The sequence below is a fragment of the Paenibacillus sp. FSL K6-1217 genome (assembly GCF_045040735.1).
In the GTDB taxonomy this organism is placed as follows: Bacteria; Bacillota; Bacilli; order Paenibacillales; family Paenibacillaceae; genus Paenibacillus_AQ.
In genome coordinates this window covers 1,913,269-1,935,316 of record NZ_CP150271.1, presented here as the reverse complement: position 1 = coordinate 1,935,316, position 22,048 = coordinate 1,913,269, and the positions used below count along the sequence as shown (strand labels likewise).

Annotated in this window: 17 protein-coding genes; 12 read left to right on the top strand and 5 right to left on the bottom strand. The window is 54.0% G+C overall.

The annotated features are described in order from the left end of the window. Positions 1 to 184: 184 nt before the first annotated feature. The 5 genes from MHH28_RS08515 to MHH28_RS08495 all read left to right on the top strand — a co-directional run bounded on the left by MHH28_RS08515 (position 185) and on the right by MHH28_RS08495 (position 7,717). On the top strand, positions 185 to 1,414 hold the full coding sequence (locus MHH28_RS08515) for a glycosyl hydrolase family 8 (RefSeq protein ID WP_405113912.1): 1,230 nt from the start codon (positions 185 to 187) through the stop codon (positions 1,412 to 1,414). A 933-nt stretch (positions 1,415 to 2,347) separates the two neighbouring features. Continuing rightward, the gene (locus MHH28_RS08510) at positions 2,348 to 3,358 is read left to right on the top strand and encodes a 2-oxoacid:acceptor oxidoreductase family protein (RefSeq protein WP_405113910.1); all 1,011 of its coding nucleotides are present in this window, start codon (positions 2,348 to 2,350) and stop codon (positions 3,356 to 3,358) included. Between the two features lie 26 nt (positions 3,359 to 3,384). After that, on the top strand, positions 3,385 to 5,691 hold the full coding sequence (locus MHH28_RS08505; protein WP_405113908.1) for a thiamine pyrophosphate-dependent enzyme: 2,307 nt from the start codon (positions 3,385 to 3,387) through the stop codon (positions 5,689 to 5,691). Between the two features lie 218 nt (positions 5,692 to 5,909). Further along, positions 5,910 to 7,118, top strand: coding sequence for an MFS transporter (locus MHH28_RS08500; protein ID WP_405113906.1), 1,209 nt, complete (start codon positions 5,910 to 5,912; stop codon positions 7,116 to 7,118). Next, positions 7,118 to 7,717, top strand: a complete 600-nt coding sequence (locus tag MHH28_RS08495; protein ID WP_405113904.1) for a DUF1349 domain-containing protein — start codon at positions 7,118 to 7,120, stop codon at positions 7,715 to 7,717. The genes MHH28_RS08500 and MHH28_RS08495 overlap by 1 nt, the downstream gene beginning before the upstream one ends. Positions 7,718 to 8,155: 438 nt before the next feature. On the opposite strand, the gene MHH28_RS08490 is transcribed toward MHH28_RS08495, so the two are convergent. Next, positions 8,156 to 8,671 carry a molybdenum cofactor biosynthesis protein B gene (locus MHH28_RS08490; RefSeq protein ID WP_405116944.1) on the bottom strand — a complete coding sequence of 172 codons (516 nt, stop codon included), beginning with the start codon at positions 8,669 to 8,671 and terminating at the stop codon, positions 8,156 to 8,158. 185 nt (positions 8,672 to 8,856) lie between these two features. Here MHH28_RS08490 and MHH28_RS08485 point away from each other — a divergent pair, with 185 nt between their 5' ends. The 5 genes from MHH28_RS08485 to MHH28_RS08465 all read left to right on the top strand — a co-directional run bounded on the left by MHH28_RS08485 (position 8,857) and on the right by MHH28_RS08465 (position 12,783). After that, a complete protein-coding gene (locus MHH28_RS08485; protein WP_405113902.1) occupies positions 8,857 to 9,858 on the top strand; it encodes a CobW family GTP-binding protein in 1,002 nt (333 codons plus the stop codon). Between the two features lie 95 nt (positions 9,859 to 9,953). Continuing rightward, complete coding sequence (locus MHH28_RS08480) at positions 9,954 to 10,301, top strand: four-helix bundle copper-binding protein (RefSeq protein WP_405113900.1); 348 nt, start codon at positions 9,954 to 9,956, stop codon at positions 10,299 to 10,301. 158 nt (positions 10,302 to 10,459) lie between these two features. After that, on the top strand, positions 10,460 to 11,452 hold the full coding sequence (locus MHH28_RS08475; protein WP_405116941.1) for an ATP-binding cassette domain-containing protein: 993 nt from the start codon (positions 10,460 to 10,462) through the stop codon (positions 11,450 to 11,452). Then, positions 11,449 to 12,159: a hypothetical protein gene (locus MHH28_RS08470; protein WP_405113898.1), complete on the top strand. Its 711-nt coding sequence runs from the start codon at positions 11,449 to 11,451 to the stop codon at positions 12,157 to 12,159. The genes MHH28_RS08475 and MHH28_RS08470 overlap by 4 nt, the downstream gene beginning before the upstream one ends. 159 nt (positions 12,160 to 12,318) lie before the next feature. Further along, positions 12,319 to 12,783 carry a hypothetical protein gene (locus MHH28_RS08465; RefSeq protein WP_036724577.1) on the top strand — a complete coding sequence of 155 codons (465 nt, stop codon included), beginning with the start codon at positions 12,319 to 12,321 and terminating at the stop codon, positions 12,781 to 12,783. 537 nt (positions 12,784 to 13,320) lie between these two features. Here the strand turns inward: MHH28_RS08465 and MHH28_RS08460 are convergent. From MHH28_RS08460 to MHH28_RS08450, 3 genes are all read right to left on the bottom strand, one after another. Further along, positions 13,321 to 14,655 carry a DNA glycosylase AlkZ-like family protein gene (locus MHH28_RS08460; protein WP_405113896.1) on the bottom strand — a complete coding sequence of 445 codons (1,335 nt, stop codon included), beginning with the start codon at positions 14,653 to 14,655 and terminating at the stop codon, positions 13,321 to 13,323. A gap of 167 nt (positions 14,656 to 14,822) precedes the next feature. Beyond that, a complete protein-coding gene (locus tag MHH28_RS08455) occupies positions 14,823 to 16,913 on the bottom strand; it encodes an ABC transporter ATP-binding protein (RefSeq protein ID WP_405113894.1) in 2,091 nt (696 codons plus the stop codon). A gap of 22 nt (positions 16,914 to 16,935) precedes the next feature. After that, positions 16,936 to 18,684 (bottom strand): ABC transporter ATP-binding protein, encoded by a 1,749-nt coding sequence (locus MHH28_RS08450; RefSeq protein ID WP_405113892.1) that lies wholly within the window; start codon positions 18,682 to 18,684, stop codon positions 16,936 to 16,938. Between the two features lie 518 nt (positions 18,685 to 19,202). Between MHH28_RS08450 and MHH28_RS08445 the strand changes: the two genes are divergently transcribed. After that, positions 19,203 to 19,505 carry a HesB/YadR/YfhF family protein gene (locus MHH28_RS08445; protein ID WP_405113890.1) on the top strand — a complete coding sequence of 101 codons (303 nt, stop codon included), beginning with the start codon at positions 19,203 to 19,205 and terminating at the stop codon, positions 19,503 to 19,505. A gap of 128 nt (positions 19,506 to 19,633) precedes the next feature. Here the strand turns inward: MHH28_RS08445 and MHH28_RS08440 are convergent, their stop codons facing one another. After that, on the bottom strand, positions 19,634 to 20,149 hold the full coding sequence (locus MHH28_RS08440; protein WP_405113888.1) for an ADP-heptose synthase: 516 nt from the start codon (positions 20,147 to 20,149) through the stop codon (positions 19,634 to 19,636). Between the two features lie 119 nt (positions 20,150 to 20,268). On the opposite strand from MHH28_RS08440, the gene MHH28_RS08435 reads away from it, so the two are divergent. Beyond that, positions 20,269 to 22,017, top strand: coding sequence for an ABC transporter ATP-binding protein (locus tag MHH28_RS08435; protein WP_405113886.1), 1,749 nt, complete (start codon positions 20,269 to 20,271; stop codon positions 22,015 to 22,017). Positions 22,018 to 22,048 lie beyond the last annotated feature (31 nt).

Here is a 22,048-nt window from a genome sequence, read left to right as displayed (position 1 = left end):
AGAGTTTTTTTTGCAAAAAAAGTTTAAGCGCTTTAATTTTACTATTAAGCTCATTATAACCGCTACGTTCTCTTCTGTAGCCGCCACACCCAATTGAGGAGGTGAACTTTTCCTACAGCTGTCCGTTTGTAAGTACAATGGATTCTCTGAAGTATCCACCCCAACGATGAGGAGTGAACGGGTTATGAACAAGCAAGGGAAACGCAAGCTGCACTGGAAAAGTCTGATGCTTCTATGTTTGGCCATCTTCATCCTGCCTGCCGGGTCCGCCTTCGCCGCAGTGAACAAACCGTTCCCGCAGCACACCACCTATACGAGCGGAACCATCAAACCGAACAATGTTACGCAGACAGCTATGGACAATGCTGTCAAGAGCAAATGGGATGCCTGGAAAGGCGCCTATCTCAAACCGGCCGGAACCGGCAAATATTATGTCAAATATAATTCAGCGGGAGAGACAGTCTCCGAAGCGCATGGCTACGGCATGCTGTTCACCGTGCTGATGGCCGGCTATGACACGAATGCGCAGACGTATTATAACGGACTCTATAACTATTACACAGCCCATCCAAGCACGATCAATCCCTATCTGATGTCCTGGAAGCAGAACAGCAGCTTCCAGAATATCGAAGGACAAGACTCCGCAACCGACGGCGATATGGATATTGCCTTCTCGCTGCTGCTGGCCCACAAGCAATGGGGAAGCAGCGGAACCGTCAACTATTTGCAGGCAGCGACAAATATGATTAACGCCATCATGGATACGGAGATCAATCAGACTCAGTGGACGATCCGTCTCGGAGACTGGGCGAATAGCGGTTCATACAATACGGCTACCCGGCCTTCAGACTTCATGCTGAATCACTTGAAGGCTTTCCAGACCGCTACCGGGGATGTCCGCTGGCAGAATGTAACGAACAAGACCTATACGATTATTAATAGCCTCTATACCGGCTATAGCTCATCCACCGGCTTGCTGCCGGACTTCGTAGTTTACTCCAACAATACCTATAAGCCAGCCGCCGCGAATTTCCTGGAGGATGCCAACGACGGCAACTATAATTATAATTCCTGCCGTACACCGTGGCGGATCGCCACCGATTATCTGCTGACAGGCGATAACCGGGCCTTAGCCCAGCTGAATCAGCTGAACAGCTGGATCAAGACCAAAGTAAGCAGTACACCGGGGAACATCAAAGATGGCTACAAGCTGAACGGAACCACCTTCGGCAGCTATAACAGCGGCGCGTTCTATGCCCCCTTCGGTGTAAGCGCCATGACCTCCTCCGCCAATCAGAGCTGGCTGAACTCGCTCTGGAGCCATACGGCCAGCAGCGCAGCAGAGGATTATTATGAAGACAGTATTAAGCTGTTCTCGATGATTGTTATGTCAGGCAACTGGTGGACTTACTAAGCGGCTCTATGTTGAAGACGAAACTCCTGTCCGGATGGACAGGAGTTTTCTTTTCGGATATATCCTTAACAATCGTTATCCATTGCCGGCTACTGCAATTCCACTGAAGCTTCGTGCACCCAAAGTGGCTGTTCTAATGGCTGAGGCTGAAATTGTGTATTGAATTTGACCTGCAAGCACATCACTGGCCGGAGGAAAGTCCACAGCGGTTATTCCTACCATTTCTTACTGAATGAATGTGTTATTGATGTTCCCCGGATATGTGGTACTGAAGATTAAAGTATTATTGCGGTAGATATTAAAAGTAACATCATTCTGAACTATAACGCTAACATCAACACTACGCCTGACATAGGCATTTAATGTGACTCTGACCAAGTTCACATTGGCAGGTGTAACATTTACAGTTTGCAGTCCAATGTCACCGAAAATTGCACCCGAACGGACCAAGTTTATAACTGATGTATCCACTGTACTACCCTGTGAAATGCGCATATCCAAAAACTGAATGCTCATTCTGCTCACCTGACCTCTCTTCGTAAATACTATATTTTATGAGAGGAAAGATGGGATGCTTGTGCACCATCCACATAATTGAGGTTAGCGATACTCTTCTTCGCCCCGAATTTCTGTGATATTTTTAACATCTTAATTTTTAATTTTATTGCTAAATTAAGGATGACATTCAATCCACCGATAACTTGGGAAAGTGCGGAATTACACAGGATTTTCACATTTTGTCGTTTTTATGGAAGCTTTCCTTCTATTGAAATTACACCGCACTGTCGCGTATACAGGAGCCTGCCCGAATCTATCAAGAATTGTGATTCCCAAAGTGTGGAAAATGCAAGATATGTCACTTCGCGGCTGGCAATATCAAGTTGCAATCGCTCAAAAAAGTCAAAAGGATGTACTAAGAAAGGGGTTATGTCGGTGGTACAATTGCCAATAGTAAATGAGCTCGGATTCTTTGAGATTCGTCTTGAATCCATTGGAGGCCTGGGCGCGAACCTCGCAGGTAAAATGCTGGCGGAAGCAGGAGTGGTCGGCGCAGGGCTTAATGGCGTCAGCTTTTCCTCGTACGGTTCGGAGAAGAAGGGGTCTGCGGTTAAGGCACACATCCGTTTCTGTGATATGGATACCCATATCCGCGATACTTCGCCGGTAGAGCGTCCGCATGTTGTCGGTGTATTTCACGAAGCACTTGCCAAGACCGTTAATGTAACCAGCGGAATTCATGAACACAGCACCGTTCTCGTGAACTCGGCCAAGACGCCGGAAGAACTCAGAGAACTGCTGAAGATGAAGGCTGGCACGATTGCAGTGATCGATGCTACCAGCATCGCACTCAAGGAGAAGAACCGCGTCAACATGGCGATGCTCGGCGCGCTGTTCCGGCTCTGCCCGTTCCTGGATACGGATATTATGAAGGGCGTCATTGAGAAGTCCCTCGGCAAAAAATATCCGCAGGCCGTCCAGTCGGCTATCATGACCTTCGAGCGCGGCTACAATGAAGTGAAATTCATGCAGTTCGAGCTGGCAGCCGGTGAGATGATGCCGGTATATATCCGTTCCGACATCTCAGCTCTCGGCTATGAGACTCAGCCGATCGGCGGAACGATCACGAACCCGGGCAGCAGCTTCCTGAAGAACCTCAGCATCTCCCGTTCCGGTATGCTTCCGGCATTTGAGATTGAGTCCTGTATCCACTGTGCACAGTGTGACACGGTATGTCCCGACCAATGCTTCGTATGGGAAGAGCGACTGGACCGCAAGGGCCGTTCTCAGATGTTCCTGACAGGCATTGACTACCAGTACTGCAAAGGCTGCCTGAAATGTATTGGAGCCTGCCCGACTTCGGCGCTCTCCAGCCTGAGGGAGCAGGAAGGCTACGCAGACAGCCATACCGTGAAGCATCAGTTCGATCTGGTCACTCCAGTCTAAAACCCGGAAGAAAGGTGGAATGAATTGTGGCAATTGATTACGAGAAAGAAGTAGGTTCTGCCAAGGTAGAGCAGAAATTCCTATATGAGTCCGGCAACGAAATGGCCGCTTATGCTGCCCATCAGATTAACTATCATGTCATGGGGTATTTCCCGATCTCCCCATCGACCGAGGTGGCCCAGTTTCTCGATACGATGAAGGCCAGCGGCCAGCACGATATTATGCTGGTGCCGTCAGATGGCGAGCACAGCTCCGCAGGGATATGTTACGGCGCGTCTACAGCGGGCGGCCGTGTGTTCAACGCAACCAGCGCCCAAGGATATATGTTCATGCTGGAGCAATTGCCTGTACAAGCAGGTACGCGGATGCCGATGGTCATGAACCTGGTCTGCCGTTCGATCTCGGGACCGCTGAATATCCACGGGGACCATTCGGATCTGTATTTCGCCTTGAACACCGGCTGGCCGATCCTGATGTGCCGTGATCCGCAGTCCGTCTATGACATGAACCTGATGGCGCTGAAGCTGGCGGAGCACGCCAAAGTCCGGCTGCCGGTGATGGTAGCTTCTGACGGTTACTTCACTTCGCACCAGAAGCGTCGTGTGCAGGCTTTTGCCCACCGTGAGGATGTTCACAAGTTCGTTGGCGAACAGCCGCCTGCAGGCTTCAGAGATACGCTTGACCGCAATAATCCGGTTACGGTCGGGCCTTACATGAACGAACCCGATTACATCAACAACCGGTATCAGCAATCCGTGGCGATGTACAACGCCGGTGAAGTGTTCGAAGAGATCGCACAGGAGTTCGCGGAGCTCACCGGACGTCATTATGAGATGATCGAGCAGTACCGGATGAAGGATGCCGACATTGCCGTCTTCCTGATGAACTCCGCTTCGGAGATTATCAAGGATGTAGTCGATCAGCTCCGTGAGCAGGGAATTAAAGCAGGGGCCATCTCCCCGAACATGATCCGCCCGTTCCCGCAGAAGCAGATCGCCGAAGCGCTGAAGCATGTCAAAGCCATTACTGTAGGTGACCGTGCGGATTCTGTCGGCGGACACGGCGGTAACATGGTGAACGAGATTAAGGCTGCGCTGTTCACCTACGGTAACACAACGACTAAGGTCATTAGCCGCATCTATGGACTCGGCGGGAAAGACTTCTATGCCGAAGACGGACACCACTTCTTCCAGCTGGCTATGGATGCTGTCGTTGCTGACCGTGTGGAAGTGCCGTTTGATTACTATGGCCATAACCCGGGAGCGCCGGAGAATGCACCGAAGCGCCTGCTGAAGCCGATGGACTTCGATAAGCTGAAGACCGGTCTGATCACGGTAACCCGGAACGAAGAGACCGGCAAGCTGAGTGTCAGAGTTCCGCCGGTGCGCTCGCTGATGAAGAAGCCAAGACGTCTGTCTCCGGGGCATGGGGCATGTCCGGGCTGCGGGATTTTCTCAGGGCTGGAGCTGTTCTTCAAAGGAATCGAAGGCGATATCGTAGCGCTCTATCATACCGGCTGTGCGATGGTGACCACTACCGGCTATCCGTATTCCTCCCACAAATCGACGTTCATCCACAATCTATTCCAGAACGGTGCAGCTACACTGTCCGGTGTGGTGGAGATGTTCTGGGAACGTAAACGCCGCGGCGAGCTGGACGGCCTGGGGCTGAAGGAAGACTTTACATTCGTCATGGTTACCGGTGACGGCGGGATGGATATCGGGATGGGACCTGCGATCGGGGCAGCGCTGCGCGGCCACAAGATGATCATCGTGGAATATGATAACGAAGGGTATATGAATACAGGTGCCCAGCAATCTTATTCCACACCGCTCGGACACCGGACGTCCACCTCAAGCATCGGCAAAACCCAGCAGGGCAAGTTGACCCAGCATAAGGACACGGCGCAGATTATGGCGGCTACCAACATTCCTTATGTCTTCACCGGCTGTGAAGCTTATCCGCAGGACATGCTGAAGAAAGCCGCTAAGGCCCAGTGGTATGCGCAGAATGAAGGTCTGGTCTACGGCAAGATTCTCATTGCCTGTCCGCTGAACTGGATGAGCGAGGATAAGGATGGGACCGATATCGTGTCCCTGGCTGTCGAATCCTGTTTCTTCCCGCTCTATGAAGTAGAGCAGGGGATTACCAATATCACCTACAATCCGGAAGACAAGGACAAACGGGTAGAAGTATCCGCCTGGCTGAAGACGATGGGCAAGACCCGCCATCTGCTGAAGCCGGAGAACGAACCGGCCCTGCGCAGCTTCGAGGGCGAAGTCCAGCGCCGCTGGAGCCGCCTCAAGGCGAAGCATGAGCATCCGGATTTGTAAGGTCTAATGAATTCTTAGCAATCATCTGCATACGTCATAAGCATTAGCATTACCCAAAGTTAGCACCCGCCCGGCAGAGTCACTCTGCCGGGTTATTTGCACCTGGAACTGGCCAAAAAAACTATTTATTAAAATACTTTTATAAAGTAATATAATAACGAGGCGACGGCTTAGCAACATTAGAGCGGAGCAACATTAGAAGGTTAGGCGGGATAAACATGGCAACGGTTTTTTTGATTATTATTTATTTGGCGTTCATCAGCCTGGGACTGCCGGATTCGATGCTTGGCGCAGCCTGGCCGATTATCCGGCTGGATTTCGGGGCGCCTGTCGAGCTGGCCGGACTGCTGTCGATGATTGTAGTCGCAGGGACGATTATCTCAAGCTTGGCCAGCAGTGTGGTGCTGAAGCGGCTCGGCACAGGGATGGTTACTTTTATCAGCGTGGCGGTAACAGCTCTGGCCCTGCTCGGCTTCACGTATTCCTCCTCAGTCCTGTGGGTGGCTCTGCTGGCTTTACCGCTGGGCTTAGGGGCCGGATCGATCGATACCGGGCTGAATAACTATGTGGCAACCCATTACAAAGCGCATCATATGAGCTGGCTGCACTGCTTCTGGGGAGTGGGGGCCATGCTCGGACCGATCCTGATGTCGCGTTATATTGCGAATGGCGAGTCCTGGAGAATGGGTTTTTTTGCGGTCAGTATGATTCAGTTCGCGCTGGTGGTGGTACTGTTCTTCAGCCTGCCGCTGTGGACAAGAGTGAACAAAAGCAGCCGCCCGCAACCCGAAGAGACACCCGGGAAGATAGAGCCCCAGACTGCCGTCATCCCTGCTGAGAGCAAAGTGCTGCGGATCAAAGGCGTGAAGCTGGCGATGCTCACCTTCCTGTTCTATTGCGGAGTGGAAGCTACGTTAGGGCTATGGGGCAGCAGTTATCTGGTGAATGTCAAGCAGGTATCCCCGGCAACGGCAGCCGGATGGGTCTCGCTCTATTACGGCGGAATTACGGCCGGACGGCTGATTACCGGCTTCATTACCTTCCGGTTCAGCAACCGTACGCTGATTCGCGGCGGGCTGGCCATATCACTGGCGGGTGCGCTGCTGCTGGCATTGCCGCTTCCGGCGGTATTTTCACTGGTAGCCTTCATTCTGATTGGCCTCGGCTCGGCGCCGATCTTCCCCTGTATGCTGCATGAGACGCCCGCCCGGTTCGGAGCGGAGCATTCGCAGAAGATTATGGGGTATCAGATGGCCTTGGCGTATACGGGCGGTGCGTTTCTGCCTCCGCTGCTGGGCTGGGCGGCGGCGCGGAGCACCTTCATGATTCTCCCGCCCGCAATGATTGGGTATATCATAGTGATGATAGTCAGCTCTGAAGTGATCAACCGGATGATGAGTAAACGACAAGGAGAGGTGAAGGTGTAATGAGATTCATAGAGTGGCAGGATGGAGTATGGAGTCATGAACCGGTGTCAAGCAAGACCGCGAACGGTAATCTTGTGGTCCAGGCAGCGGAGAGCAGTGACTACTGGCAAAAGACGATGTACGGCTTCCAGCATGACAACGGCCATGCGCTGCTTGCCCCGTGGGAGAAGGCTGAGGCGGTGGAGGTCAGCTTCGCGCTGGACGGGTTCACGGAGCTGTATGACCAGGCAGGCATTATGCTATGGCACGGCGGCGAGCAGTGGATCAAAGCCGGTATTGAGCTGAATGACGGTGTTCCGCATATCGGTGCAGTTGTGACCGACGGATATTCTGACTGGTCGCTGTCCCCTGTTCCGGAGTGGAAGGGGGAATTAATCACTCTGCGCGCTTCGTGGATGAAGGATGCCGTAATCCTCAGAGCGCGAACGGAGAATCATCCGTGGCGGACTATCCGCGTTGCCCGTTTCCCTTATGAGACCGGCAGTCAGGCAGGACCGTTCCTGTGCGCTCCCACGCGGGCGGGCTTTCAGGTCACTTTCACTCGCTGGGCGGCTACTGCACCCGATACAGATGTCCATACAGACCCGCCATTCGTATAGGCCCTCCTAAATAGACTCCCCCAAACAAGGCAAAACCGCCGTTGCGCGTTTCATTCAGGCGCAGACGGCGGTTTTGCTTTTTGCAATCATTATCCTATAGAGACAGCGGCAGGTTATCTTTTTCTGCTGCGTACCATTGCGGTAGGTCCGCACATTTCATCCCGGACGGAGTAGGTGTAGATGTGCTGCGGGACTGGAACACAGTGGTGGCGTCTGACGACCTCAACATGGTGGACTACCTGGACCACCTGGGGGTGATAGTAATCCTCATATACAACCTGTGTGGGATCTGTAACCGTTTCAGCAGGACATTTCGGACAATTTCTCATTAAGCTCAGCTCCTTCGCATTGGACTTATGCCAGTATACGCATTATGCAGGAGCCTGCTTGTTCATTCGTCTATATTCCGGCAAAATAGGTGTCCGTCCATTCTGCGCATCAGGAACGCTTGTAGATCTCACGCATGACATGGCGCAGCTCGGGCAGGATCAGCCGTTCCATGGCCAGCTTGATTGCACCGGTGGAGCCGGGCATCGAGAAGACGGCGGTACTGCCGATTGTCCCGGCTATGGCCCGGCTGAGTATAGCGGCGGAGCCGATATCTTCGGTGAAGCTGAGCAGCCGGAATATCTCCCCGAAGCCCGGCAGCGACTTGTCCAGCAGGGAGGCGACCGCCTCATAGGTGGTATCGCGCGGGGATATGCCTGTCCCTCCGGTCAGCAGCACGGCTTCGATGCCGGAATGAACGGAGCTTTTGTAGACCAGCTCCCGGATGTCCTCATAATCATCCTTCACGATGGTGCGGCCGATCACGGTGTAACCGGCGGCTTCCAGCAGACTCTGGATCAGAGGACCTCCAGTGTCCGTATCCGTGGTCCGGGTGTCCGAGACCGTTATAACGTAGCAGGCGACTGAATCCGGGGCTTCGCTCCGGTGTTCTTGGGCGGATGAGATATGAACCAGCTCCTTGTTGTATCTGATATGCAGCTTATAGTTCCCATGATAGGGGATGGCAACGGTAATAACAAGCTCCGGGGAGAACGCTGCTGCATGCTTCAAGTGGCAGTGCCGCCTTGCACAGAAGCGGTCATTGTAGTACACTCGCTACCATAACCGATTGAGGCAGGGAGAGAGCGAACTTGGAACAGTCATTACCAGTATATATATTGTCGGGATTTCTCGGGAGCGGCAAGACAACGTTACTGCAGCGTCTGTTGGATCATTGGAACCATCAGGGCTTGCGTCCGGCCGTCATTATGAATGAGCTGGGCGAGGTGAACCTGGACGGCTTGCTGGTGGAGCAGTCTGTGCCGATGGCTGAGATGCTGGGCGGCTGCATCTGCTGCACGAGCAGGGGCGACTTAAGCACCGAGCTGACCACGCTGCTCAAGAAAGAATCGCCGGATGTGGTCATCATCGAGGCCACAGGCGCAGCCAATCCGCTGGAGATTGTGGATGCAGTTACAGAGACCTCCCTATATCAGCAAGTGGAGCTGAAGGGCCTGATTACCGTCGTGGATGCCGCCCATCTGCTGGAGCTGTACCGCTCCCAGCAAGGGGCAACCTATCGCCTGATGCAGGAGCAGATCCGCTGTGCATCCGTCCTGATCCTGAACAAGACAGACCGGATTCAAGACACAGAGATTGCAGAAATCTCGGAGGTGCTGCGCAAGTGGAATGCCTACGCGGAGATTCTGCCGGCGGTGCGCTGTGAACTGGAGCCAGAAGCGCTGCTGGGCAGTGTGGGAGCCGTTCACATGGAAGACCGGCCTGCCGACGGGGAGACGGGAGACAGCGGAGCGGAAGGAGCGGTGCACGCCTCGCATGATCATGTCATGGCTTACACGCATTACTTCCAGAATCCCGTGAACAGCGAGGAATTCGAACGGTTTGTGAAGGAATTGCCGCGCGATGTGTACCGGGCCAAGGGAATTGTAACCTTTACCGATACCTCCAGCCGTTTTCTGTTTCAGTATGCTTACAGGGAAGCGGATTTCATGAGGATTACTCCCCAGGGCGAGGTGCCGGATGTTGCGGTATTCATCGGTGAGCATTTCTCCTCCGGTGAGCTGCGCAGGGAGCTTCTGCGGCTGGAGAAGCGCCTGCTGAGCAGACCGGCGGCGGTCAAACGGAGCCTGTAGCTTAATCTTTGCAGCTCATTGCGGATGGTTCGTTCCTATTCTTGCAGGTTAATACATTGGCATACCCTATAATAATTGCAGGAGGTTGTAAGGCTATGACCCGAATTCAATATCAGGAATGCATCAATACTTTGATTACATGTATGGACGCCTGTAACTATAGCTATGTCTCAAGCCTGAAAGAATATGATCTGGCTGATCTGCGGGAGAGCATCCAGCTGGACCGTGAATGCGCAGACATCTGCTCCTTCGCTATCCAGGCCATGACCCGCCGCAGTCCGTTCGTGGCCGAAATCCTCAGCTTGTGTGCTGAAATCTGCGACCGCTGTGCGGACACTAGCAGCAGACATAAGCATAACTATTGTCAGGATTGCATCGATGCCTGCCGCAATGCAGCCATAGCCTGCAGAATGGTCAGCGAAGCTGTTGAAGTCTACGCCTGAGTTCACCCATTAGGACTAACATATACTGCATTGAATACTTAATCAGGAACCAGGGCGGCTGCGGATTCATTCTGCACAGTTCTGGTTTTTTTTCGATGTGAAATTCATGGATTCCGGGAAATTAAAAAGGAGAATATAGGCATTCCGGCGAATGTTACATTAGAAGCATCATCAGGCTGCCGTTCAGTGCAGCCCATAGGCATGCACGAATTGAAGGAGGCCTGGAAGCTACGAATGCACCGCCACTAATTACAATTACCGGGGGAAGTAAGCAGTATGGAAGCCGCCCGGTTCTGACCGGGATATCCATGACGGTTCTTCCCGGCACAGCCACAGCTCTGGTCGGTCGCAACGGGTCCGGTAAGAGTACGCTGCTGTCCATCCTCGCAGGATTGCTCAGGCTGTCCTCCGGTGTGCTGACCTGTGACCGTCAGGCGCTGACCATAGGGTATGCCCCTGAAGCGTTTCCCGGCTTGAAGCTAACGGCCGAAGATTATCTGCGCTGGATGGGCCGGATAGCCGGATTCTCCGAAGCAGCTTCGGCTTCCAGGATAAACGAACTGCTGGAGCTGTTCAGCCTGGAATCCTCCCGCAGCCGCAAGCTGGCAGGCTTCTCCAAGGGAATGCTGCAGAAGGTCAACCTGATTCAGACTCTGCTGATCCGGCCGCAGTTATTGCTGCTTGACGAGCCCATGTCCGGACTCGATCTCCCGGCACAAGCTACACTTATAGATGTGCTGCGGGAGCTGAAAGCGGAGGGGACAGCGCTAGTCTTGTCCGTTCATGAACCGCAGATTATCGAAGCTGTGGCGGATACTGTATATGTATTGCATGAAGGGCAGACCATCCGGACGATTCACGGAGCAGAGAATCTGAAGAGTGCCCCAACAGTGAAAATCGTCTATACGGCCTTGCCGGGACAAGTACAGCAGGCTCTGGAGGCCTTGCCCGGGGTCATCCAAGTGCCGCCGCCCGAACTCGCGGGTACAGCATGTACCGGGTTGATTGTAGATCAGAAGATGTCAGATACCTGCCTGCAGCAGATTCTTGCAGCGGGCGGTTCCATAGTATCAGTTAAGCCTCTTGGGGGATTAAGCGACCTGACCGAGTGGATGGACCCCAAGGATCAGATCGGGAGTGGACGCGGGTGAGAGGGCTAATCGGTTATTTTTTGCACAGTTATACGGTCTCCCAGCGGTTCTTCGGACCGGTTGCCGGGATACTTATTGCGGTATTAATCCTCTATTCCTACAAGCCCAATCCGGTCATGAGCAGTTATTCAGCAACGGCGGTCTTTCTGTTCGTAGCCTGTGCCTGGCTCGGCTTAAGCTTCCTTAACCACGAGCAGGCGGTACAAAAGCAGGTGGTGATTGTCCAGCTCCGCAGTGCCCGCCGCTACAGTATCGGAGGATTATTGACACTTGTGCTGCTTACGTTGTCGCTGGATGTAATCATTGTTATATATCCCGTATTGGCCGGAAGCTTCATTGAACCTGCCGGACTTTACCGGATTCTGCTTGCTTTGTCTGGACATGCGCTCCTGGGGCTGTTAGGGATTACAATCTCCCTGTTCTTACAGTCCTCATGGGTACCGAGAGCCAGTTATGCGGCGGGAATGATGCTGATCCTCCTCATCCTCTCTATAAGCGCCGGCAAAGTGGCTGAAGCAGTGCCAGGGCCAGTTGTGTCCATTCTCCTGCCGCCGGTGTATCCGGTCATGGACAGGATGATGAATGCTGAGACGCTGCCGCTGTCCTCCGTGCTGGGAGCTTATGCCCACGCATTGACGTACATAATATTGCTTGCCGGGTATTACATTTACCGTTCCGGCCGGATGGATTATAACAAAACAACCTGATCTGTATCCTTATGAACTTGAAGATTTATCGATTGGAACAAGTGACGGATGGGAAATTTGGAACTGTAGGAACAGTAGAAGTGGTAGCATCCATTCCAAAATAGAACTTAAGGTTCGATCTATACAGAACAAATAACCAGATCAAGAACGGGAGGAACGATGAAGGATACACAAATACCGGAGAGTGAACAATCCAAAGAGCTATTTGCATATTTCGGGCTGGCCGTATACTATTGTCAGGCGCTGGAGCAGCAATTAACGAATCTGTTGCTGCTGACGAAGCTGTCACAGGGCAAAACGCCAACCGATGCCGAAATCGCAGAGCTGTATCAACGCAAGCTTAGCAATTCACTCGGCCAACTCATCAAAGAAATCCAGCATCACTTCCCATTCTCTGAGGAAGAGACCAGTCAATTGCAGGCCGTATGGAAGGAACGCAACCATATTGTCCATGATTACTTCAAGGAGCGGATTCAAGAGACCTTCACACCGGCCGGGCGGGCCCACATGATCCGTGAACTGAAACGTTTCAAGAACAAGGCAAGCCGGCTGGAGATTAAGCTGCAGGGTTATTGTACAGAGATGTACAGCAAACTGGGTCTTGAGGAAGAGCATATCCAATAAGGCATTGTCCCTATTATAAAAATAGCCCCCATTCCCAAGAAGCCTCCCTCTATCGCAGCGCAGCCTGCGCCAGAGGGGGGCTTCTTGGGATATATAAGCTGAGCGTAGGGAGTGGCCGGAAGGATGCGAAAAACTGAATGCAATGGGTTAGGAGGGTGTGAGTGGACCGAATGTATGTGAAAAACTGAATACAATTGGTTGGCGGGGTTGTACGTGGAGCAAATGTATGCGAAAACCGAATACAATGTGCTGGCGCGGAGGTACGTGGGCTAAAATGTTGCTGACTGAGAGCCGCGAGGGGTAGTGCCCCCGAATTCAGCGGATACGAGCCAAATGCCCGAATGAGGAGCACTAGTGCCCCCGAATTCAGCGGATACAAGCCAAACGCCCGAATGAAGAGCACTAGTGCCCCCGAATTCAGCGGATTGCCCCAGAAGCGGGCGGATGTGAGTAATGTGTGAGAGGTAGTCCACACAAGCTGTGTGGACCGCATAAGTCCCGACGTCCTCCGACCGCAGGATGTCGTTGATGCTTGAATTAATTTGTATTTACAGGAGCCCCGGACAGCGCCTCCTCCAGTTCCTGTAGTCCGCAGGATTGGACGACATCCGGTGCGAACCGGATCTCGGAGGCTCCGGTCGAGCGTTGCAGGGAAGAGAAGGCCCCGGTCAGCGCGGGGAGCATATCGCGATCAAGCGTCTCCCCGGCCTCCCACCACCAGCGGGCGATGGTCAGAATGCCGGTCTTCTTGTTCATCACCGGCTCCAGCCGCCCGATGAAGCGGTCGCCGTAAAGAAGGGGGAGGACATAGTACCCGTATTCCCGTTCAAGCACTGGCTTATAGACCTCCCAGCGGTATTGGAAGCCGAACAGCTGGAGGATCAGCTCTCTGTCCCACAGCAGATTGTCCAGCGGGGCCAGTGCCGCCGCGAAGGAGGCCGCTTGTTCAGCATGACCGGCCCCGCCCTCATTACCAGCCCGAGACCCTGCTGCGGACTCATTCCCACCCGTAGTCTCATCTTCAAGCAATACCGCTTCAAGCTCAGGCACATCTGCCGTGCGGATATACAGCGGAAGCTTCACATCCTCAACCCGTACCTCGCGGAGCAGGTCCTTCTGCAGCAGCCGCTGCACGGCCGCCGTCCGCTCCTTGCTCTTCAGGCCGGAGATGCCAAGCCAGCCGTCCCCAGAGCGGTTCCATTGCAGGCCGATACTGCCGATCCGGCGCAGCACATACCAGTCATGGTGCTGCTCCAGCGTCTCGTTCGGATCGCTTGCGCTGAGCAGATCCGGAGGCAGCAGCTTGGCCGTGTAGTCGTAATAACGGCGGGTATGCACCCGGTGATGGATGGATAACTCGCCCCAGAAGTACATGCTCTCCATGGCGGCCCGGGAGAGTCTTGCCGGAGCCCAGGACCAGTCGATCTTCTCTTTGCTCGCAAGGTCCAGTGACGAGAGTGGACCGCGTGCATCCAGCTCCCCGCGGACATGGGTAATCATAGCCGCCATGGCCTCGTTATGCTGGTGCCTGGCGGCAGCTTCCCGGCGCCGCTGGAAATACGGCCAGTCCTCCGTGCAGTAGATCGACATGTTCTTGTCCCAGCCGTCAATCAGTAGCCTGTCCTTATACAGCAGCTCACTCGCCATCTCGGGCACGAAGCCGGGAATTCTCGCCTGAAGCACCAGCTCATGGTTATGTCCGGCAATGCTGAGCGGATCATACTGGATACAGCCTACATGCCGGACGAAGTCATAGATGCTCTGCTTACCGCCGGGCAACGGGTTGCTTGTGAGCCGCTGATGGCGCAGCAGGAATAGCCGGGCTTGCCGCTTGCTGAGACTGTAGGTTATCATCGTCTTCACCTCATCCATATTATGTATTGCTCCTATTATACAGAACAAATGTTCTGATATCAAGTACAGAACACCCCCTGACGCCTGAGGCATCAAGGGGTGTTCTTGTTACGAATTATTAACGATCTGAGCGGTACAGCGGTTGCCCGCCAGCAGACTTAAGCTGCCAGCCCTAAGGAGCCGGACTAGAGCTGCTCCAGCGAAGGCCGAAGTCCGCCAGTAGAAGCATTGCCGGTTAGAGGAGCAGGCTCGCCTGAGCCGTTCCCTGCACCCGCACCCACCTGAAGCTGATACATGCGGAAGTAGCGGCCGCCCTGCGCCATCAGCTCATCGTGGCTGCCGCGTTCAACAATCTCGCCCCGGTGCAGCACCAGAATCTGGTCCGCACTGCGGATGGTTGACAAACGGTGGGCGATGATGAAGGTGGTCCGGCCTTTTTTCAGCACCTCCAGCGCCTGCTGGATAATGCTCTCGGTCTCGGTATCGATGTTGGACGTTGCTTCATCCAGAATCAGGATCGCCGGATCGAAGGATAACGCTCTGGCGAAGGAGATCAGCTGCCGCTGTCCGGCGGACAGGGTGCTGCCCTTCTCAATGACCGGTTCATCGAAGCCTTGCGGCAGATGGGCCAGCAATTTATCGGCACCGACCTCACGCAAGGCGCGTTCCACACGCTCACGGGAGATCCGTTCATCACCCAGACTGACGTTGGAGGCAATGGTTCCGGTGAAAAGATACGGGTCCTGCAGCACGATCCCCATATGACTGCGGAGCCATTGCTTCGGCAGGTCCTTGACCTTTTGCCCGTCGATCGTGATGCTTCCCTGCTGCGGATCATAGAAGCGGAACAGCAGGTTAATGATCGAGCTTTTGCCGGAGCCGGTATGGCCTACAAGGGCGACGGTCTCGCCCGGGCGCGCCTCGAAGGAGATGTCGCGCAGGACGAAGTCCTTTTTATAGGCAAAGGAGACATCCTTGAATACTACATTTCCCTTGTAACGCGGCATCGATCCGTCAGTGACCGGCTCACCCGGCTCATCCATCAGTGTGAATACGCGGCCGGCGGAGACCATCGAGCTGTCCAGATTCGCCAGCTGGTTAACCATCCCCGTAATCGGCTGGAACATCCGGCCCAGTACATCGACGAAGGCATAGAGGACGCCAAGCGATACGAAGGTTGACCCGTCCAGGCTGCCGAAGCCGAAGTACCACAGTACGAGCACGAAGGAGAGGCTGCGCAGCGAATTCACCAGATTGTGGGAGGTGAAGGCGTTCAGATTCAGCATTTTGTTCTGATATTTCAGATAGTCGTCATTCAGCTGCTCGAATTCAGCACTGCTCTGCTTCTGGCGCCGGAAAATCCGGATGATCGACATCCCCTGAATCGATTCGTTAATAATGGCATTAATCTCACTGAGCCGCGAGCGGATGATCGTATTGTATTTGGTGGCAATTTTGCGGTACAGCACAATCCAGAGAATGATGATCGGCACGATGAACAGGCTGACCAGCCCAAGCTTCACATCCAGCAGGAAGAGGGCCACATAGACACCGGTAATATTGATAATTCCTGTAGCGAAGTTGGATAACACGGCAATGAAGAGGTCCTTGACCGCTTCCGTATCATTGGTTACCCGGGAGACGACTTTGCCGGCAGGCAGATTATCGAAGAAATAGACCGGCAGGCGCTGGATATGGGCATAGACATCGGTCCGCAGCTTGCGGATGACCTGATTGGCGGATGATTGCAGCCAGTAGGTTTTGCCGAACTCTGCAATAATGGAAATGACAAGGAACATGGCGTATAGGGCGACCAGCTGATAGATTCCCGGAAGCTCCGGCTTGTAAAAGGAAAACAGATCACCCGCCGACAGCTTGACGGCCGGATAGACCGTGGTCTGCTCACCGTATTTGATCTGGAGCTTCCCGTCCGCGAAGCTCCGCTCGCCTTCGGCCTTCGCTACCGCTTCATTGATGAAGTAGAAGCTTCGGCCTGCCTGAAGCAGGCGGACCTCCTGGCCCTTGGCTTCGTCAGCGGCAAATTTATCACCGCGTTTGTAATAAGTGTTGTTGTATTCAGCAGCACCTTCCGGTGAGGCTGTCTGGAAATAGGGCTTCTCAATCGCAAGCAGATGATTGTCAATCATGCTCTTGGCGATAAAAGGCCCCGCCAGCTCAGCCGCTACTCCGATGGTAAGGAGCAGAAGGGCGGCGATGAAGGTCTTTTTGGCGGTCAGTGCATATTGCAGCAGACGTTTGCCTGTACTCTGTGTCAACGGTGACACCTCCTGTATGGGGTTATTCATTCGTCAGATTATTCTCAACCTGCTGGCGGTCGAACTGCTCACGGTACCAGCCGTTCAGCTCCAGCAGCTCCTGGTGCGTACCCTGCTCTGTAATATGCCCGTCTTCGAGAACAACGATCAGATCGGCATGCTCGATCGCCGAGAGGCGGTGGGTAGAGATGAGCGTGGTTTTGCCGCTGCGCTCCTCACGGATGTTCTCGATGATCTTCGCTTCTGTCCGCGCGTCCACGGCAGACAGGGCATCATCCAGAATCAGAATGTCCGGATTCGCAATGAAGGCGCGCGAGATGGAGACACGCTGCTTCTGTCCGCCAGAGAGGGAGACGCCGCGCTCGCCAACCATCGTATCCAGCCCGTCGGACAAGGTACCGAGGTCATTCTGGAAGGCTGCGGCGGTGATCGCCTGCATGATCCGCTCATCGGTGGCCCCGGAGTATCCGAACTGGATATTCTCGCGTACGGATTTGGAGAACAGGATCTGCTCCTGCGGCACGTAGCCCATCCAGCTGTGAAGCTGGTCGAGGGCAATCTGGGTGATCGGCACGCCGGAGATCAGAATCTCGCCGGTGCCGGCCGGGTATTCATGCAGCAGCTGCTTCAGCAGCGTCGATTTGCCGCTGCCCGTCCGTCCGACCACGCCCAGCGTCTGGCCTTGGGAGAGGGATAAACTGACACCGCTGAGATTATCGATAGTAGAGGTCGGATAGCGGAAGGTTACATCCTTCAGCTCAATGGTGGTCGGCTGGGCCACAGGAACCGGATGAGGCACATCCTTGACATCAGGCTTCGCATTCAGCGTCTCGTCGATCCGCTCCAGCGAAGCGCCGCCGCGCTGCATAATATTAATCAGCTCACCGATGGCGAACATCGGCCAGACGATCATCCCGAGATACATATTGAACGATACCAGATCACCAAGCGTAATCTGGTTGCGGAATACCAGATAGATTCCGTAGGTCAGGGCGATGATATAGCTGAGACCCACGAACAAGCGGATCGTCGGCTCGAAGAAGGCATCGACCCGGGCGACCGCCATATTTTTGCGGTACACATCGTCTGTAATGTCAGAGAAGCGCTTCTCATCGTGCCGCTCCTGCACATAAGCGCGGATGACGCGGATGCCAGAGACAGATTCCAGTACCTGGTCATTCATGTCACCGAAGGCATCCTGCGCCAGGCTGTAGCGGTCGTGGATCGCTTTGCCGTAGAAGACCATAGCTACTGCAATCATCGGAAGCGGAATGACGGCGGCCAGCGTCAGCTTCCAGCTGACCAGGAACCCCATGGCGAACAGGACAACCGTGAGGTACACGGTGGAATCCACAAGGGTAAGCATCCCGAAGCCCACGGTGGCGGATACGGCGCGGATATCATTGGTGGCACGGGCCATCAGATCACCGGTGCGGTTACGCTCGAAGAAGGCGGGAGTCATTGTCATAAGATGATTCATGAAGCGCGAGCGCAGCAGACGCTCCACCAGATTCGATCCCCCGAACAGCTTATGCATCCATATGTAGGTGATCCAGTAAATGATCAGCAGCATAAGTAAGATCAGGCCAATGTATTTCATTAATGAACCTGCAGTGACTGCACCGCTGACGATTTCGTCGATGGCGTTGCCGAGCAGGCGTGGAGGCAGCAGTTCCAGCACACCTACCACAATAAGAAGAATAAGGCCTATAGTATAGCGCCTTTTTTCGCGGCGGAAGAACCAGCCGAGATTTCGGAGTACGGAGAACAAGGTAAATCCCTTCCTTTCATGCTTGGAGTAATTACTAAGTTGGCTTGGTTAACGGAACATTCCTGGTCATTTGGGCAGCGGATCACATTCTCACAGCACGCGAAAAAGCGTACCATCCGAAAACGGATGATACGCCTGTAATTGCGGTTATCATGTCCACGGTGCTTAAGGCAGCACAGAGACATGTTAGAGATACGTTTAGCCTGTTCTCATACGTTACGCGTAGTACGCATGAACTTCAGGAATTCTCCACTGCTCGGGCTGCTCCGGTATTCAGTTGGGTATAGTTTTGTACAATAGTGGCGAGGTATACCATATCCATGTTAAACACCGAGATCACCCTTTCTTCATTATGGTAATAACTTGAAGCGTTTCGTTATGTTCCGAGTTTATCATCACAGTTTAAGAATTGTCAAATTTAATTTTGCATAGAAGACAGCATCCGGCGGGAGTGTCGCTATGATTTGGTGAATTGAAGATTATTCGGTATGATTGGGGTAGAGGGGAGGAGTAAAGAGATGAATATATTGATTAGTCCGGAAGCAGCCGCCTGGTTCAAAAGAGAGCTGAGCCTCCAGGAGGGTGCGTATATCCGGTTGTTCCCCCGGTACAGCTCAGGCGGAGGCCTGCATCCCGGCTTCTCGCTGGGCATTGCTACCGAGCAGCCGGGACGTCCTGCTGTACAATTCGGGCAGGGCGGCCTGACCTTCTATATGGAAGAGCAGGATCTGTGGTACATGGAGGGGTACAATCTCTCGATTGTCTATTCTCAGGCGGAGGATGACATCGAATATAAGTATGAGCCGGTACCGGTGGCATAAGCGGAGAACTGGCGCCAATGGCAGATCCCGGCAAGGCCGGGGATGCACAGCAAGCCCTTGCCTAGAGGCAAGGGCTTGTTCCATACGTTTGGGCTCAGCGAAGCTGCTGTATATCACAGGCGGCGGAATCAATGCGAGCTGCGGAAGGTTTCTTCCTCCATGGCGAACTCGAAATCATCAATGTCGTAGACCTGGACGGGAACTCCGCCTTCGATGATGCGCTGAATGAGCTCGAACTGGTCGGTCAGAATCGGCACCTTCTCACGCTGGGAGGCCAGCAGCAGCTCTGTCTCAATCGGATCGAAAGCTTCTCCGTAGGAGGCGTTGTCGATGCTGTTGATAATGGTGATCTGCGCGTGTCCGCCGAGGAGGATGCCGGAGCTTTTGGCCCAGGGGATGTTCAGGCAGCGGTTGATCTTCTTGGCATTCAGCGGCTCCTCGAAATAGTTGATCAGCTCGCGGATTCTGAGTCTGACATGCTTGTCATCATCCGCCTGGCTCATCACCGGCTCCTCGCTGTCCCGCAGCTCATATAACTCCATGATTGTGGTATAAGGGACTATATATTCTACAGGGCTCCGCGGAACGAGAAGCTGGCCGTAAATCGCCATCATGACGGCTTCCGTCACAAATTGTCTGGGCATCATTATCCTCCTGAATTTCGGTACTGCAACCGTAACTGTGTAAAAATAATAAAACATTGCAGCGCGCAAATGTCAACTGTACCCTGATGAAGAATGAATTGGAAAGGACCTGACACGCCGTGAAACCTTGGAAATCTTATTATACCTTTGTTCGGCCTTATATGAAATGGATTGTGTTCACCCTGATCATCGGGATGGTCAAATTCAGCATTCCGCTGACCCTGCCGATGATTCTGAAATATGTGGTCGATGAGCTGCTGGGTAACCCCGCACTGTCGGTCGCGGAGCGGGTCTCGAAGCTGATGACGGTGATCGGAGGGGGCCTCATTCTGTTCGTGATTGTCCGCGGGCCGGTGGAGTATTACCGCCAGTATTTCGCCCAGCTGATTACGAGCAAGGTGCTCTTCGACATGCGCAACAAGCTCTACGCTCACTTGCAGCGGCTGTCGCTGCGTTATTACCAGAATACGAAGGTGGGCGAAGCCATCTCGCGGTTCATCAACGATGTGGAGCAGTCGAAGAACCTGGTTGAGGTCGGAATGATGAATGTCTGGCTGGATATGTTCACCCTGCTCTTCGCCCTGGGCTTCATGCTCTATCTGAATCCGGTGCTGACGCTGGTGGCGATTGCGATTCTGCCGCTGTATGGCATTGCCGTCAATACGCTCTACAAGCGCCTCAAGGTGCTGACCAAAGACCGGTCACAGGCACTTGCCGTCATTCAGGGCTATCTGCATGAACGGATTCAGGGGATCGCGGTCATCCGCAGCTTCACGATGGAGCGGGTGGACCAGCGGCAGTTCGAGGATATCAACGGCAAGTTTCTGCAAAAAGCGCTGGCGCAAACGCGGTGGAACGCCTTCACCTTCGCGATTATCAACACCCTGACCGATATTGCGCCGCTGCTCGTGATCGGGTACGGCGGATACCAGGTCATTCAGGGCAACCTGACGCTCGGGACCTTTGTAGCCTTCTTCGGCTATCTGGACCGGATGTATGCGCCGCTGCGCCGTCTGATCAACTCCTCGACCGTGCTGACCCAAGCCTCGGCATCGCTTGAGCGTGTCCTGGAGCTGCTGAATGAGCCCTATGATATCACCGATGCTCCGGGCGCGAAGCCGCTGCTGAAGCCAGCCGGAAAGATCGAATTCAACAAGGTGTGGTTCAAGTATAACGACGAGAATGAGTGGGTGCTGCGGGACATTAATCTGAGCATTGCTCCGGGCCAGACGGTGGCTTTTGTCGGAATGAGCGGAGGCGGCAAATCCTCGCTGATCAGCCTGATCCCGCGCTTTTATGATATCAGCGAAGGCAGTCTGCGCATGGACGGACACGATATCCGCGCGCTGACCCAGGAGAGTCTGAGGCGGACGGTGGGCATGGTGCTGCAGGATAATTTCCTGTTCAGCGGCTCGGTACGCGACAATATCAAGTTCGGGAACCCGGAAGCGGAGGAAGAGGAGGTCGTGAAGGCGGCGGTGTCTGCGAATGCCCACGACTTCATCATGCAGCTGCCGGAAGGCTATGATACCGAGGTGGGGGAGCGCGGCGTGAAGCTGTCCGGCGGACAGAAGCAGCGGGTGGCGATTGCGCGCGTGTTCCTGAAGGACCCCAAGGTGCTGATTCTGGACGAAGCGACCTCCGCACTGGATCTGGAGTCCGAGCATCTGATCCAGCAGGCGCTGCAGGCGCTTGCTTCCGAGCGGACGACTCTGATTGTGGCTCACCGGCTGTCCACGATTACCCACGCCGACCAGATTATTGTACTGGAGAACGGGGAGATCACTGAACGCGGCACCCATGAAGAGCTGATGGGGCTTGCGGGGAGTTATGCCCGGCTGTTCAATGTTCAGCGGCTGGATGCTTAGCTCGGTTCTACTATTCTTATTCAAAATAAAA

Excerpts from the sequence above, each read along its gene's own strand:
- MHH28_RS08500 (WP_405113906.1), top strand. The coding sequence starts at position 5,910 with ATGGCAACGGTTTTTTTGATTATTATTTATTTGGCGTTCATCAGCCTG.
- MHH28_RS08495 (WP_405113904.1), top strand. The coding sequence starts at position 7,118 with ATGAGATTCATAGAGTGGCAGGATGGAGTATGGAGTCATGAACCGGTG.
- MHH28_RS08480 (WP_405113900.1), top strand. The coding sequence starts at position 9,954 with ATGACCCGAATTCAATATCAGGAATGCATCAATACTTTGATTACATGT.
- MHH28_RS08515 (WP_405113912.1), top strand. The coding sequence starts at position 185 with ATGAACAAGCAAGGGAAACGCAAGCTGCACTGGAAAAGTCTGATGCTT.
- MHH28_RS08440 (WP_405113888.1), bottom strand. The coding sequence starts at position 20,149 with ATGCCCAGACAATTTGTGACGGAAGCCGTCATGATGGCGATTTACGGC.
- MHH28_RS08465 (WP_036724577.1), top strand. The coding sequence starts at position 12,319 with ATGAAGGATACACAAATACCGGAGAGTGAACAATCCAAAGAGCTATTT.
- MHH28_RS08460 (WP_405113896.1), bottom strand. The coding sequence starts at position 14,655 with ATGGATGAGGTGAAGACGATGATAACCTACAGTCTCAGCAAGCGGCAA.
- MHH28_RS08445 (WP_405113890.1), top strand. The coding sequence starts at position 19,203 with ATGAATATATTGATTAGTCCGGAAGCAGCCGCCTGGTTCAAAAGAGAG.